Origin of the sequence: Cellulomonas aerilata (assembly GCF_007991755.1) — a bacterium.
Taxonomy (GTDB): domain Bacteria; phylum Actinomycetota; class Actinomycetes; order Actinomycetales; family Cellulomonadaceae; genus Pengzhenrongella; species Pengzhenrongella aerilata.
On sequence record NZ_BJYY01000013.1, the window covers coordinates 615,475 to 628,783 of the forward strand.

The 13,309-nt window shown below is 78.0% G+C and carries 12 protein-coding genes; 3 read left to right on the forward strand and 9 right to left on the reverse strand.

All coding sequences use genetic code 11. The features are described from left to right. Window positions 1–7 precede the first annotated feature (7 nt). The 4 genes from CAE01nite_RS10805 to CAE01nite_RS10820 form a co-directional block, all read right to left on the reverse strand. Window positions 8–220, reverse strand: a complete 213-nt coding sequence (locus tag CAE01nite_RS10805; RefSeq protein WP_146904123.1) for a Trm112 family protein — start codon at window positions 218–220, stop codon at window positions 8–10. A 50-nt stretch (window positions 221–270) separates the two neighbouring features. Further along, window positions 271–1,818 carry a phosphomannomutase/phosphoglucomutase gene (locus CAE01nite_RS10810; protein WP_246131138.1) on the reverse strand — a complete coding sequence of 516 codons (1,548 nt, stop codon included), beginning with the start codon at window positions 1,816–1,818 and terminating at the stop codon, window positions 271–273. A gap of 143 nt (window positions 1,819–1,961) precedes the next feature. After that, complete coding sequence (locus CAE01nite_RS10815) at window positions 1,962–2,354, reverse strand: hypothetical protein (RefSeq protein ID WP_146903870.1); 393 nt, start codon at window positions 2,352–2,354, stop codon at window positions 1,962–1,964. A gap of 8 nt (window positions 2,355–2,362) precedes the next feature. Beyond that, window positions 2,363–2,755, reverse strand: a complete 393-nt coding sequence (locus CAE01nite_RS10820; RefSeq protein WP_146903872.1) for a DUF3499 domain-containing protein — start codon at window positions 2,753–2,755, stop codon at window positions 2,363–2,365. A 187-nt stretch (window positions 2,756–2,942) separates the two neighbouring features. Between CAE01nite_RS10820 and CAE01nite_RS10825 the strand changes: the two genes are divergently transcribed. Both CAE01nite_RS10825 and CAE01nite_RS10830 read left to right on the forward strand, forming a co-directional pair. Continuing rightward, the gene (locus tag CAE01nite_RS10825) at window positions 2,943–3,404 is read left to right on the forward strand and encodes a metallopeptidase family protein (protein ID WP_246131139.1); all 462 of its coding nucleotides are present in this window, start codon (window positions 2,943–2,945) and stop codon (window positions 3,402–3,404) included. Between the two features lie 41 nt (window positions 3,405–3,445). Continuing rightward, a complete protein-coding gene (locus CAE01nite_RS10830; RefSeq protein WP_146903877.1) occupies window positions 3,446–4,321 on the forward strand; it encodes a glycosyltransferase family 2 protein in 876 nt (291 codons plus the stop codon). A gap of 92 nt (window positions 4,322–4,413) precedes the next feature. Here CAE01nite_RS10830 and CAE01nite_RS18170 read toward each other — a convergent pair whose 3' ends face one another. Genes CAE01nite_RS18170 through CAE01nite_RS10845 form a run of 3 tightly spaced genes read right to left on the reverse strand, consistent with a single transcriptional unit; the run spans window position 4,414 to window position 10,183 of the window. Further along, window positions 4,414–6,084 (reverse strand): DUF5719 family protein, encoded by a 1,671-nt coding sequence (locus CAE01nite_RS18170; protein WP_186816531.1) that lies wholly within the window; start codon window positions 6,082–6,084, stop codon window positions 4,414–4,416. Beyond that, window positions 6,081–9,815: a glycosyltransferase gene (locus CAE01nite_RS10840; RefSeq protein WP_146903880.1), complete on the reverse strand. Its 3,735-nt coding sequence runs from the start codon at window positions 9,813–9,815 to the stop codon at window positions 6,081–6,083. Before CAE01nite_RS10840 ends, CAE01nite_RS18170 begins: the two co-directional genes overlap by 4 nt. A 41-nt stretch (window positions 9,816–9,856) precedes the next feature. Next, window positions 9,857–10,183 carry a WhiB family transcriptional regulator gene (locus CAE01nite_RS10845; protein WP_146903882.1) on the reverse strand — a complete coding sequence of 109 codons (327 nt, stop codon included), beginning with the start codon at window positions 10,181–10,183 and terminating at the stop codon, window positions 9,857–9,859. 167 nt (window positions 10,184–10,350) lie between these two features. Between CAE01nite_RS10845 and CAE01nite_RS10850 the strand changes: the two genes are divergently transcribed. Further along, window positions 10,351–11,085, forward strand: a complete 735-nt coding sequence (locus CAE01nite_RS10850) for a TIGR03089 family protein (RefSeq protein ID WP_246131140.1) — start codon at window positions 10,351–10,353, stop codon at window positions 11,083–11,085. 5 nt (window positions 11,086–11,090) lie between these two features. On the opposite strand, the gene CAE01nite_RS10855 is transcribed toward CAE01nite_RS10850, so the two are convergent. Together CAE01nite_RS10855 and manA are read right to left on the reverse strand one after the other, a co-directional pair. Next, the gene (locus CAE01nite_RS10855) at window positions 11,091–11,966 is read right to left on the reverse strand and encodes a class I SAM-dependent methyltransferase (protein ID WP_186816532.1); all 876 of its coding nucleotides are present in this window, start codon (window positions 11,964–11,966) and stop codon (window positions 11,091–11,093) included. A 56-nt stretch (window positions 11,967–12,022) separates the two neighbouring features. Next, entirely contained in the window at window positions 12,023–13,210 is a 1,188-nt protein-coding gene (manA, locus tag CAE01nite_RS10860; RefSeq protein WP_146903888.1) for a mannose-6-phosphate isomerase, class I, read from the reverse strand. Between the last annotated feature and the right edge of the window lie 99 nt (window positions 13,211–13,309).

Consider the following 13,309-nt stretch of genomic DNA (forward strand, 5'->3'; position numbering starts at 1 on the left):
CGCAGGGTCACGCCCCGCCGGCGGTGCGCCCGACCGGCCGGGCGTCGTCCGCGAGCAGCACCGGGATGCCGTCCCGGACGGGGTACGCCAGCGGGTCGTCCGGGTCGGTGGACACCAGCTCCGGGGAGCCGTCCGGTCCGACGCCGTCGACCAGCGTCGCGCCGGTGACCGGGCACCGCAGGATCTCCCGGAGCCACGGCTCCAGCGCGGGCGCGGGCACGGGCACGGGCACGGGCACGGGCACGGCAGCCGGCACCCCGGTCGGCCCGGTCACCGGCTCTCCTTGGCGGCGGTGTCGGCGCCGGACACGCCCGTGGCGCCGGTGACACCCGCGGCCGAGACCGGCGGCGTCGTGTCGCGCACGAGGGCGAGCACGTCGCCGCGGACCTTCTCCATGATGTCCTCGTCGGCCGCCTCGACGTTCAGGCGCAGCAGCGGCTCGGTGTTCGAGGCGCGCAGGTTGAACCACCAGCGCGGGTGGCTCTCCCAGTGGCTGATCGTCAGGCCGTCCATCTCGTCGACCTCCACCGGGCCGGCGCCCTGCTGCGTCACGTAGGCGTGCACCACGCGCTCGCGCGCCGAGGCCACGTCGTCCACCACGGAGTTGATCTCCCCGGACGCGACGTACGGCTGGTAGGCCTCGGCGAGGAAGGACAGGGGGGTGCTCCCGCCGCCCAGCGCGGCCAGGACGTGCATCGCCGCGAGCATCCCGGTGTCGGCGAACCAGAAGTCCCGGAAGTAGTAGTGCGCGCTGTGCTCGCCGCCGAAGACGGCGTCGTGCTCGGCCATCTCCGCCTTGATGAACGAGTGGCCCACGCGGGTGCGGACGGCGGTGGCCCCGGCCGCGGTCACCAGGTCCGGGACGACCTGGGAGGTGATGAGGTTGTGGATGACGGTCGCGGTCCGGCCGGCGGCCCGCTCCCGCTCGATCTCGCGCAGCCCGACGAGCGCCGTGATCGCGGACGGGCTGACCGGGTCGCCGTGCTCGTCGATGACGAAGCAGCGGTCGGCGTCCCCGTCGAACGCCAGCCCGAGGTCGGCGCCGTGCTGGACGACGGCGGCCTGCAGGTCGCGCAGGTTCTCCGGCTCGAGCGGGTTGGCCTCGTGGTTGGGGAAGGTGCCGTCGAGCTCGAAGTACAGCGGGACGACCTCGAGCGGCAGCGCGGGCAGGCCGGCCCCCGTGCCGAGGACCGCGGGTGCGGTGAACCCGCCCATGCCGTTGCCCGCGTCGACCACGACCTTGAGCGGGCGGATGCCGGACAGGTCCACCAGCGAGCGCAGGAAGCCGGCGTAGTCGGCGAGCAGGTCGCGGTCGGTGACGGCGCCGCGTGCGCCGGGGTCCACCTCCGGGACGCCGTCGGCCAGGTAGGTGCCCGCCAGGTCGCGGACCTGCGAGAGGCCGGTGTCCTGCCCCACGGGCCGCGCGCCGGAGCGGCAGAGCTTGATGCCGTTGTACTGCGCCGGGTTGTGGCTCGCGGTGAACATCGCCCCGGGCACGCCGAGGGACCCGGAGGCGTAGTAGAGGCCGTCCGTGGAGCACAGCCCGATCCGCACGACGTCGACGCCGCGGGCCGCGAGGCCGTCGCCGAAGGCCTCGACGAGCTCGGGCCCCGAGGGGCGCATGTCGTTGCCGATCACCACCGCGGGCCGGCCGGACGACGCCGCGTCCGGGAGCACCACGACGTCGGCGAACGCGGCCCCGATCGCCCGCGCGATGCGCGCGTCGAGCTGGTCGGGCACGACGCCGCGCACGTCGTACGCCTTGATCAGGGCGGTCAGGTCGGGGGCGGCCAGGTGGTCGGAGAGGTTCTCGGGCACGACGGACAGCCTAAGCCCGCGCCCCGACGCCCGGCCGTGGCCACCCCGGGCGGCCGGACCCGGGTCACGCGTGGGGTCGGGCGGAGGGCGCGCGGGCGGTCGAGCCGCCGCGGGGTCGGGCGTGACGTGTCGGAGGCGGGTGGTCAGCTGCGGGTGGCGCTGGTGAGCACCTCGTCCAGCGCGAGGGGGGCGCCGTCCTCGGCGATCCAGGCCTTGGCCTCGCACTGGTGGCAGGACACGAACGTCACGGGGGTGCCGTCGGTGAGGGTCATCGCGAGCCGCGTGAGGAACGTCCCGGCGCACTCCCCGCAGCGGGCGACCTGGGCCGCCGACGGCGCCGGGGCGGTGACCAGGGAGCCGAGCGGCACCTGCACCTCGGCGGTCCGGCGTCGTCCGCGCTGCGACGGCAGGCCGGCACGCCGGGCGGCGTTGCGTGCGGCGTCGACCGCGCCGGCCGGCGTCGCGAACGTGCTGGGCAGCGCAGGGGCGTCCGAGCGCGCCGCAGCACGGGCGCGGTCACGCGCGGGCCCGGCCACGACGCGCGTCAGCCTCCCTCGCCGCGCAGCACCCGCAGGTGCCCGCGGCGACCGATCTCGGGCACGTCGACCGAGCGGTCGACCGGACGGTCCACGGTCCGGTCCGCGGGGGCGGCGGCCCGGTGCCGGGGACGGCCGGCCTCCCGGACGGCGTCGGCGAGCGCGAGGAGGTCGTCGTGGCTCGGGCCGGACTGGACGAAGTCGGGGGTGAGCCGCACGACCTCCCAGCCGCGCGGAGCGGTCAGCCGCTCGGCGTGCTCGGCGCACAGGTCGTAGGAGTGCGGCTCGGCGTGGTTCGCGAGCGGCCCCAGGACGGCCGTCTGGTCGGAGTACACGTACGTCAAGGTCGCCACGGCGCCGCTGTCGCAGGCCGTGCGCGAGCACTGACGGACGGATCTCACACGCAGACCGTACCGTCGGCCCGCGGCGACCTGCGAACCCGGGCGCCGGTGCAGGCCCCGCGGCCGGCACCCCGCCGGCGCGGACCGGGCCGCGCCGGCACCCGGCCGCCGCACCCGACCACCGCGCGCCACCGCACGCCACCGCACGCCACCGACCATGGCCACGCCCGCGGCTAGGGTGCTGCAGGTGAGCAGAGCGCCCGCCCCCCGCGAGCCGGTCCACCCGGCAGCGCGACCCGCACGGCGCCGTGACCGCCGCGGTCGCGGCCCCCGCGGGCCGCTGCTGCCGGCCGGTCTGCCGGCCTACCGGACCCGGGCCGAGCGCTTCGACGACCTCGTCCTGGCCGCCGTCGAGCGGCTCGAGAAGCGGTGGGCGAGCGAGCTGGACGGCGCCGAGTTCGCGGTCGAGGACGTCCCGCCGTCCCAGCCGGCTCCCTGGGAGCACGGGGGCGTCCCGCTCGGTCGCTACTTCCCGTCCGACGCCGGGCTCGCGCCCCGGATCGTCGTGTACCGCCGGCCCGTCGAGACGCGCGCCGTCGACGCCGAGGAGCTGGAGGACCTGGTCCGGGACGTCGTCGTGGAGCAGGTCGCGCACCTGCTGGCCCGCTCGCCGGAGGAGGTCGACCCGGAGTACTCGGGCGGGCACTGAGCGGCACGGGTGGGCACCGGCGGGCACTAGCCTGGGCCCCGATGAGCCCCGCCACCGACGAGCCGGTCCGCGTGATCTGCGTGACCTACAACCCGGGCCCGGAGCTGGACGACCTCGCGCGGTCGCTGAGGACGGCGACCACCCGGCCGGTGCACCTCGTGCTCGTCGACAACGGCTCCGCCGGTGACCGGCCCGAGCAGGTCGCCGCGGCGCACGGCGGCACCGTCCTGCGGGCCGGGGAGAACCTCGGCTACGGGCGGGCCGCGAACCTGGGCGCCGCGGACGGGGACGAGCCGTGGCTGGTCGTCGTGAACCCCGACATCGTCTGGGAGCCGAGCTCCCTGGACCTGCTGATCGACGCGGCCGACCGGCACCCGGGCGCCGGCGCCCTGGGCCCGGCGCTGCTCAACCCGGACGGCACCGTGTACCCGTCGGCGCGTGAGCTGCCGTCCCTGACCCAGGGGCTGGGGCACGCGCTGTTCGTGCGGCTGTGGCCGGGCAACCCGTGGACCGCGGCCTACCAGCGCCGTCAGGAGTCGGCTCAGGCGGGCGAGCGGACGGCGGGCTGGCTGTCCGGCGCCTGCCTGCTGGTGCGCCGGGAGGCGTTCGCCGCCGTCGGCGGGTTCGACCCCGGGTACTTCATGTTCTTCGAGGACGTCGACCTCGGCGAGCGGCTCGGCCGTGCCGGGTGGCACAACGTCTACGTGCCGTCCGCGCACGTCACCCATGTCGGCGGCACGTCGTGGCGCGAGCGGCCGGCGCGGATGATCTCCGCGCACCACGCCAGCGCGCGCCGCTACCTGCACCGCCGCTACCACCGCTGGTACCACGCGCCGCTGCGCCTGGCCATCACCGTGGGGATGGCCGTGCGGGAGCGCGTGGAGCTGCGCGCCACCCGGCGGACGCCGCGCGCGTGACCCTACGCCGCCCGGCCGAGTCGACGCGGCCCGGCTGACCCGACGCCGTCCTGCTGACCCGACGCGCGGGGTGAGCCGGCTGCGGCCGGGCCTCAGCGCAGGCCGAGCCGGTCGGCCGCGCCGACGACGACGTCCGGCTGCGCGTCCGGCGCCGGCACGGGGCTGAGCACCGACACCAGCTCCTGGGCGCCCGAGCCGCTGGTGGCCAGGACCGACCACGCGAGCGCGGCCCGGCCGGGGTCGTCCGTCCCGGACGGGACGAGCTCCACCGCGGCGACCTCGACCCCCGCGGCGAGGGCGGCCAGGTCGAACCGTGCGGTCCGGCCTGCCGGGACGTCGACGTCCTGGCTGCTCAGGACCGTGCCGTCGGTACCCAGGACCCGGAGCACCCCCGTCGCCGGGGCACCCGTGCTGCCGGCACCGCCCTCCAGGACGTCGTCGGGCACGGGGGGCACGGCGGCCGCGACGACGGTGCCCACCACGCCGCCGGGCACGGCGACGACGCCCGTCTCCCCCACCGGCACGGCAGCGGCCCACGCGCGCTCGAGGGTCGGCACGTCGCCGAGCTCGACCGGGTTCCCCTCGCGCGTGAGCATCGCGCCGGCCACCACGGCGGTGTCGGCGTCCACCACCACGGTGTACGCACCGGCGGGCAGGCCGGCCAACGAGACGTCGGTCACCTCGCCGGGCCCGAGGTCCAGGCGCTCCGCGCCCGGCAGGCTGACCGGCCCGTCCGGGCCCAGCACGGTGAGCCGCACGACCGCGCGGTCGCGACCGGGAGCCAGCACGCGCACGAGCGCGGTGTCGGGCTCCTCCAGGGTGGACGCGGGCACGACGACGCCGGTGAGCACCTGCCGGGTCGCGGGCTCCGTGCCCGCCGTCACCAGGTCCGTGCCGGCGGGCGTGAACCCGTTGAGCCGGCTGTCCTGCACATGCGCACTGACCACGCCGCCCGCGGCGCTGACGTGCACCGCGACGCGGCGCTGCTCGGCCGCGACGCCCTCGAGGAGCACCCCGCGCTGCTCGCCGGGCGCGACGAGGAAGGTCGACGCGCCGGCCGGGTCCAGAGCCCCGGTCGGACCCCACAGGTCCAGCGACACCTCGGCGGGGGTGCGTCCGGGGTTGGCCACGACCAGCAGCGCGCTGCTGCCGATCTCCGTGCTCCCGCCGACCAGCCAGGTGCTCGCCGCCGGTGCGCGGCACGAGGCCGCCGCGAGACCGCGCAGGTCGCCCTGCGTGGTGATCGACGCGCTCGCGGCACCGGCGGTCACGGCGACGTCCCCGGCCGGCTCGGCGCGCACCAGGGTCGGGCCGGGCACGGCGTCGAGCCCGCCCACGGACCGGTCGTCCAGGGTGACCAGGGGCGCGCCGCCGCCGAGCGGGCTCACCTCGGCGGCCGGGGCGTCCGGGGCGGGCTCCGTCTCGGTGGACGCGTCGGACGACGTGCCGGTGGACGGCTCACCCTCGTCGGGGGACGGCGGCAGGCTCACGGCCCGCAGGGTCGTGCGGGTCTCGACCGGCGCCGGGTCGAAGGCGGCGTCGCTCGCGGCGTCGTCGGCGGCCAGGACCACCGGCCCGGGGCACACGAGCGTGGTCGCGGTCGGCGGGACGGGGACGACGGTGCGGACGTCGTCCGCCGGAGCCGCTGCGGGCAGCCGCAGCCCCAGCGCCGTCACGCCCCCGAGGAGCGCGGCGACGCCGACCCCGCTCACCACGCGGCCGAGGCGTCCGGCACGGCCTGCCCCGCCCGGGGTGCGGCTCATCGGGGCCCTCCCCGCCGACGGCGCACCGGCAGCGCGAGCAGCACGGTGAGCCCGAGCACGAGGCCCTGGACGACGAGCCACGGCACCCGGTTGAGGGGCGCCTGGCGCACGGTCAGGGTGCCGCCCTCGGGGCCCACCTCGAACGCCTGCCGCCACCCCGCCTCCACCGCCGGCAGCCGGCGCCCGTCCAGCCACGCGCGCCACCCGGCGTCGTGCCGCTCGGCCAGGACGACGGTCCGGCCCGGCTCCCCGGCCGGCACGCGGTCGCGCACGGACAGCGGGCCGGCGGCCAGCGCGGTCGCGGTCGCCTCGCCGTCGGCACCCGGGGTCACCAGCCGCGCCCAGGACGACACCACCGCAGGGGCCCCGGCGGGCGCCACGACACGCCAGACCACACCGGCCGGGCTCTCGGTGATGCGCTCGAGACCCGCGGAGGCGTCGAGCCGGCCCACGAGCTGCGCCCGGGCGGCCTCGTCGTCCCCGGCCTGCGCGGGCGGCACGAGCACCGCGCCGACGGCCAGCGACCCGAGGTCCGCCGAGACGTCCCCCACCGCGCCGGAGGCCAGTCGCGCCACGAGCAGCTCGACCTCGCCGGTGGCGGCGTCGGGCTCGACCACGCCGGCGTCCCCGGCCGGTCCGGTCAGCGTCCGGGCACGCTGGGCGGCGGACGTCTCGGTGACCTGCGGCCCGTCACCGCGCCAGAGCGCGTAGCCGACGGCCCCGTCCCGCTGCGCAGCCAGGGCCAGCACGCGCGAGCGGGCGCCGGACGTCTGCGCCTGCTGGGCGACGGCCGGCACGACGGGCCCCTCCACGCCGGCGACGACCGGTGCCCCGTCGCCGGTGTGGACGCGCACGAGCCACCCGGTGAGCGAGGCGAGCGGGGCCAGCACGGCCACCACGGCGAGCACGACGGCCCCGACCTGACGCCACCCGAACGCGCGGCGGGCCATCCGGGCGCGCACGCCGTCGGCGCCCAGCACCGCGGCGGCGAGCAGCCCCGCGACCACCAGCGACGCACCGGCCCCCGGCCAGCCCCGCAGCACGGCGCCGTCGACGACGGCGGTCTCGACCTGGCCGGCCACCAGCGCGGCCGCCAGGCCGACCGCAGCGACGGTCCAGCCGGCGCGCACCCCGCGGGCCACGGACCGCCCGCGCAGCAGCGCGAGCAGGGCGAGCAGCAGGAGCGACCCGCCCAGCAGATGCGGCAGGACGTCGGCCGTGGCGCGGCCCAGCCCGGCCGCCAGGGGGGCGTCGGGCGACGAGGGCCACCCGAGCAGCTGCTGCCACGCCGGAGCGGGGGTCGAGCCGACGGGCAGCCCGGGCTCGGCGAGCAGGGCACGCCAGCCGCCGTCCCGCAGACGGTCGACGGCGTCCGCCAGCAGCGGGCCGCTGAGCGCCAGCGCCGGCAGGGCCACCAGCACGAGGTGGCGCCGGTGCCGGCGTGCGGCCGGGGCGACGACGGCGAGGACGAGCAGCCCGGCCGGCAGGAGGACGGGTGCGCCCGCCGCGGCGACCGCGAACGCCAGCCCCGCGGCCGCCGCGGCGGTGACCGAGCCGGACGTGGGCGCGGCCGGGTCGGACGGGCCGGAATCGGGCGCCGTCGGGCCCGAACGGCCGAGCGCCGGGGCCGGGGCGGCGGTGCCGGGGGTGGACGCGCCGACGAGGTGCGGACCGGGCACGACCGAGCCGGGCTCGGTGCGGGCGGGCTCCTCGAGGGCGGCGTCCGCGCCCGGCCGGCTCGGCGCCGCGACCTCGTCCGGGTGCCGGGCGGTCGTGGCGTCGGTGCGGGCCGGCACGGTGGCGACAGCGACGGTGGCGGACGGCGAGGTGGCTGCCGACGTCGCACCGGTGAGGGCCGCCGTCGACGGGCCGGCGCCGCCGCCGGCGGACGACGCCCTCGCCGTGGGGGGCGCCGACCCGTCCGCGGGGAGGGTGCGCCCGGCCGGCCGGCCGGCCGGGTCGGCGTCGCCGCGGCGGGCGTCGACGAGGCCGGACAGCACGACGTCGGCACGCTGGACGCCCAGGGCGCGGGCCACGCCCAGCGCCACCCACGGCAGCGCCGCGTGCGCGAGGGCGGCGCCCACGCGGCCCTGGTCGAGGGCGAGGCCGAGGGACGGGGCGGCCACCCAGACCAGCGCCGCCCACCAGCGCAGGCCGACCGAGCGGGTCGCGGCGCCGGCGGCGAACCAGGCACCGAGCCCGCCGAGCAGCACGGAGCCGAGGAACAGCACGTCGACCGCGCGCTGCACGTCCCCGCCGGTCAGCGCGGAGACGGGGACCAGCACGGCGAGCAGCGGGTCACCGGGAGCGGCGGTGCCCAGGCCGGCCGTCACCCAGCCCGACGTCGCGGACCGCCACAGGTCGCCGACGTCCCCGCCGGCGGGGAGCAGTCCGCCACCGACGAGGGTGCGGCCGCCCCCGACCGCGACGACGAGCGACCCGACCGCGGCCACGGTCACCGCCACCAGCGCCACGACGAGCGCGGCGAGCCCGGCGCGGCGCCGCGCGGTGAGCGTCGCCAGCTCCGCGATCTCCAGCTCGCTGGGGGCGCGCACCACGCGGCGGGCCGCTGCGCGGCCGAACGCGCGGTCCCGCTCCTCGCGCAGCACGTCGCGCCAGGTGGACTGCAGCGGCCGCAGCGACCGCCGCGGCAGCCGGCGGGTGCGCCGGGCTCGAGCACGGGCGCGGGCCATGCGGACCGGGTGCAGCACCGCCACGACGGGCGCCGCCACCTCGGCCAGGGCGAGCCGGCCGTCCTTGCCGGCGATGCGACCCAGCGCCCGCACGACGGCGGAGAGGAGGAACCCGACGGTCAGCAGCGGCACGAGCGGCAGCGGCGACGAGGCGAGGCGCGAGTGGACGTGCGCCCGTCGGCGGGCCGCGTAGGACCGCCGCGGGTCCGGCTCCGGGGCGGCGCCGGTCGTCCGACGGTCGTCCTCGCGCAGCCCGCGCAGGGACGCCTGGGCGTGCCGGACGACCGCACGGGGGACGACGACGACCCGGTGCCCGGCCAGCCGTGCGCGCCGGCAGAGGTCCAGGCCGTCGCCGAACGGTCCCAGGGACGGCTCGGTGCCGCCGAGCTCGTCCCACACGTCGCGGCGCACCAGAGCACCGGCCAGGCCGACCGCGAGCACGTCCTCGCGCCCGTCGTGCTGGCCCTGGTCCACCTCGCCGGGCTCGACGCCGGTCATGCGCCGGCCCAGCCGGGAGGTCGTCACACCCAGCTCGACGAGCCGCGCCGGGTCGTCCCACCCGCGCTGCTTCGCCCCGGCCACGGCCACGGACGGCGCGTGCTCCACCACCCGGACCAGCTCGGCGAGCGCGGTCGGCGCGGGGGCGCAGTCGTCGTGCAGCAGCCAGAGCCACCCGCCCGCGTCGTCGTCGGCGGCCACCTGGGCGAGGCCGTCGCGCACGGCGTGTCCGAAGGTCCGGGCGCCGGGGACCGCCACGACGTGCACGTCGGTGGCACGCTCGGCGAACGCCGCGGCGGCGAGGCGGGTGACGGGGTCGGCGTCGCGGGGGGCACGCGGGTCGCAGGCCCCACCGGACCGGGCCGCGGTGGGTGCCGCGTCGACCACCACGACACGGGCAGCGGGACGGGTCTGCGACGCCACGGCCGCGAGCGCGGCCGGCAGGTAGCGCGTCGCACCGCGCGTCACGAGGACGGCGGTCAGCGGGGTACGTCGGGTCACGGGGATGGAGCCGGTGACGGTCGGCGGTGAGTCGGTCATCCTGGCGTCCATCATGCGCCCCGGCGTGACCGGGGTGGCGGTCAGACCGCTCGACGCTTGAGCTTGCGCCGCTCCCGCTCGGACAGGCCGCCCCAGATGCCGAAGCGCTCGTCGTGCTCCAGCGCGTACTCCAGGCACTCGGCCCGGACGTCACAGCCGGTGCAGACCTTCTTCGCCTCGCGCGTGGAGCCGCCCTTCTCCGGGAAGAACGCCTCCGGGTCGGTCTGGGCGCACAGCGCGCGCTCCTGCCAGCCCATGAGGCCGTCGTCGGCGGGTGCGCCGAAGATCGGCAGGACGGGTGCCACCGGCGACGGTGCCATGGCGTGGTCGGAGGGGAACGGTCCGTCCGCGTCGAGCAGATTCCACATGGGCGGTGCCTCCGGCTCGGGTCGACGGGTGGTGTCTCGCTGCATGAATTACACGCGTGTCGTTCGCGATAGTCAAGCCGGTAGGTGGTAGATGGCGGCGCCCGACCGGCCCGGTCGCGCCCGCCGCGCGTGCCGGCCGCCGCCCGGACGGCGCCTAGCCTGGCGGCGTGATCCCACCCCGCTCCGTCGCCGACGTCCTCGACCTCGTCACGGCCGACCCCGGCCGTCCTCGCCTGACCTGGTACGGCGGTGACGGCGAGCGCGTCGAGCTGTCGGGCGCGGTCCTGGCGAACTGGGTGGCGAAGACCACCAACCTGCTCGTCGAGGAGCTCGACGTCGAGCCCGGCGTCCGGGTCGGGCTCGACCTGCCGCCGCACTGGCGCACGGCGGTCTGGGCGCTGGCGGCGTGGCGCAGCGGCGCCGAGGTCGCGCTGGGCGGCGCGGCCGGCGACGCCGACGTCGTCGTCACGGACGCGCCCGGCGCGCACGCCGCCGCACGGCAGCTCGTCGCGGTGTCGCTGCCCGCCCTCGCGCGCCGGTTCGACGGCGACCTGCCCGACGGCGCCGTCGACGCGGCGGGCGCCGTGATGACCTACGGCGACGTGATCGGGTGGGCGCCGGTCACGGACCCGTCCGCCACCGCGCTCGACCTGCCGGGCCGGCCGCCGGTGCCGCACGCCGACCTGCTCCGCTGGGCCGGCGCGGCCGCGTCGCCGGGGCGGGTCGTCGTCGGCTGCGGCGAGTCGGACGAGGACGTGGCCGCGTGGCTGCAGGCACTGCTCGGCGTGCTCGCGGCGGACGGCTCGGTCGTCGCCCTCGCGGCCCCGATGGCGCGCGAGCTCGCCGCCGACCCGGACCGGCGCGCCCGCCTGCTGGCGTCCGAGCGGGTCACCGCGGGCTGACCGCGTCAGCCGACGACGGGCCCGGCCGGTCGGCGGAAGGCCACGAGCATGATGTCGCTGAGCGCCCGGGAGTTCAGCAGCGGCGCCGCCAGCCACCCGACCGCCACCGAGGCGACCGTCACGGGCGAGGGCCGCCGGTCGAAGTGGGCGCGGGCCCACAGGCCCTGGCGGCTCATGCTCGGCAGGTGCGACACCTCCACCGGCTCGAGCCCGAGGTCCCGTCCGAGCCGCACCAGCCCCGGGCCGTCGAAGTACCACAGGTGCGGCGACGGGAGCCCGACCTGCCACAGCCGCTCGAAGACGGACGTCACACCGACCCGGCGCAGGACGTCCGCCACGCGGTAGACCAGACCGCGGCGGTCGGGGATGTTGACGACCAGCAGTCCCCCGGGGGCGAGCCGCTCCACGGACTGGGCGAGCGCCGCGCGGGGGTCGGGCAGGTGCTCGAGCACGTCGTTGAAGGTGATCACCGCGAACCGCTCGTCCGGCGCCAGGGCGTCCGGGAAGAAGCCGACCCGGACGCTCGACCCGGCGTCGATGGCGCGCTGGGCGACGCCGACGTCCGGCTCGACGCCGACGGCGTGCAGGCCCTCGGCGGTCGCGCGCTCCAGGAACCAGCCGTGCGCGCTGCCGACGTCGAGCAGGGTCGCGCCCGGGGGCACGCCCCAGTCCAGCACCCGGCGCACGACCGTCGCGTTGTTCTGGCGGCGCAGACCGGCGAGGCCGGTGGCGCGGGAGTCCTCGTCGATGACGGACGCCTCGGTGTTGATCCGGACGTCGAGCGTGGAGGCGTGGGTGCGGCACCGCGGGCAGCGGAACAGCCAGTCGGGTCCTGCCGGGACCGTCGGGGTGAGGCAGACGCAGCAGATGGGGGCGAGCACGGCGAGAACTCTACGAGGGGTTCGCGGACCGGGTGCCCGGCGACCGGCGCCGTGCGTCAGGGCACGTCGGCCTGGACCAGCGTCCCCGTCCCGCGGGCGGACAGCACACCCTCGACGGCCGCGACGAACACCGCCGAGCCCTGCACGAGCACGACCTCGTCGTCGGCCGACGTGACGGTGACGGTGCCCGCCAGGCAGAGCAGGATCCGCGGCCCGCGCCCGGGCAGCGGGTGCACCTCGTCGTCGACGAGGTCCGTGACGGACAGCTCGAAGTCGTCCACGGGTGCGTAGAAGACCCGGGTCGCGCCGTGGAACACCTCCGGCGCCGTGCGGATGGGCGGCGCCGCCACGTAGTCCACGGCTCCGAGGAGCTCGTCGACGTCGACGTGCTTGGTGGTCAGGCCGGCCCGGAGCACGTTGTCCGAGCTCGCCATGACCTCGACGCCGAGCCCCCCGAGATAGGCGTGCACCCCGCCGGCCGGGACGAACAGCGCCTCTCCCGGCTGCAGCGTCACGGGGTTGAGCAGCAACGACGCCACGATGCCCGGGTCACCGGGGTACGCCGCGGCGAGGGTCAGCACGGTGGAGTCGGCACGCGGCGACGTCGACCCGCTCCGCAGCCGCTCCCGGCACGCCTCCACCAGCACGCGGACGTCCTGCGGCGACGGCCGGCTGCGGCGGTCGAGGAGGCACGTGAAGGCGGCACGCACGCCCTCGGGGGACGGGTCGGACCGGAGCAGGGCGTGCAGCTTCTCGGCCAGCGGCGAGGCGAGCCCGGCGAACAGCTCGGCCGCGCGCCGGGGCGCGCGGAACCCGCACAGCGCCTCGAACGGCGTCAGGGCGTAGACGAGCTCGGGCTTGTGGTTGCGGTCGCGGTAGTTGCGGTGGGGCGCGTCGATCGGGACCCCCGCGCGGTCCTCCGCGTCGAAGCCGGCGCTGGCCCGCTCGACGTTCGGGTGGACCTGCAGCGACAGCGGCCGCTGCGGGGCCACGATCTTGAGCAGGTAGGGCAGCCGGTCCCCGAAGCGAGCCCGCACGTCGTCCCCGAGCATGGCGCTGGGGTCGGCGGCGATGAGCGCGGCGAGGTCGCGGGCGCCGCCGTCCACGCCGGCCGGCGCGCTGGGGTGGGCGCCGAACCACATCTCGGCCACCGGGCCACCCGGCGGGGCGAAGTCCAGCAACGCCGGGATGGCGTCGGGAGACCCCCACGCGTAGTCCCGCGTGATCCCGCCGATCCTGTGCATGTCCCTGTCCCCCCGTCGGCCGCGGGTCGAGGCTATCGGCCACCGTCCGCCGGTCACGCCCGGTTGCCCGGACCTCACCCACCCGCTACGTCACACCGG

Excerpts from the sequence above, each read along its gene's own strand:
- CAE01nite_RS10830 (WP_146903877.1), top strand. The coding sequence starts at position 3,446 with ATGAGCCCCGCCACCGACGAGCCGGTCCGCGTGATCTGCGTGACCTAC.
- CAE01nite_RS18170 (WP_186816531.1), bottom strand. The coding sequence starts at position 6,084 with ATGAGCCGCACCCCGGGCGGGGCAGGCCGTGCCGGACGCCTCGGCCGC.
- CAE01nite_RS10840 (WP_146903880.1), bottom strand. The coding sequence starts at position 9,815 with ATGACCGACTCACCGCCGACCGTCACCGGCTCCATCCCCGTGACCCGA.
- CAE01nite_RS10845 (WP_146903882.1), bottom strand. The coding sequence starts at position 10,183 with ATGTGGAATCTGCTCGACGCGGACGGACCGTTCCCCTCCGACCACGCC.
- manA (WP_146903888.1), bottom strand. The coding sequence starts at position 13,210 with ATGCACAGGATCGGCGGGATCACGCGGGACTACGCGTGGGGGTCTCCC.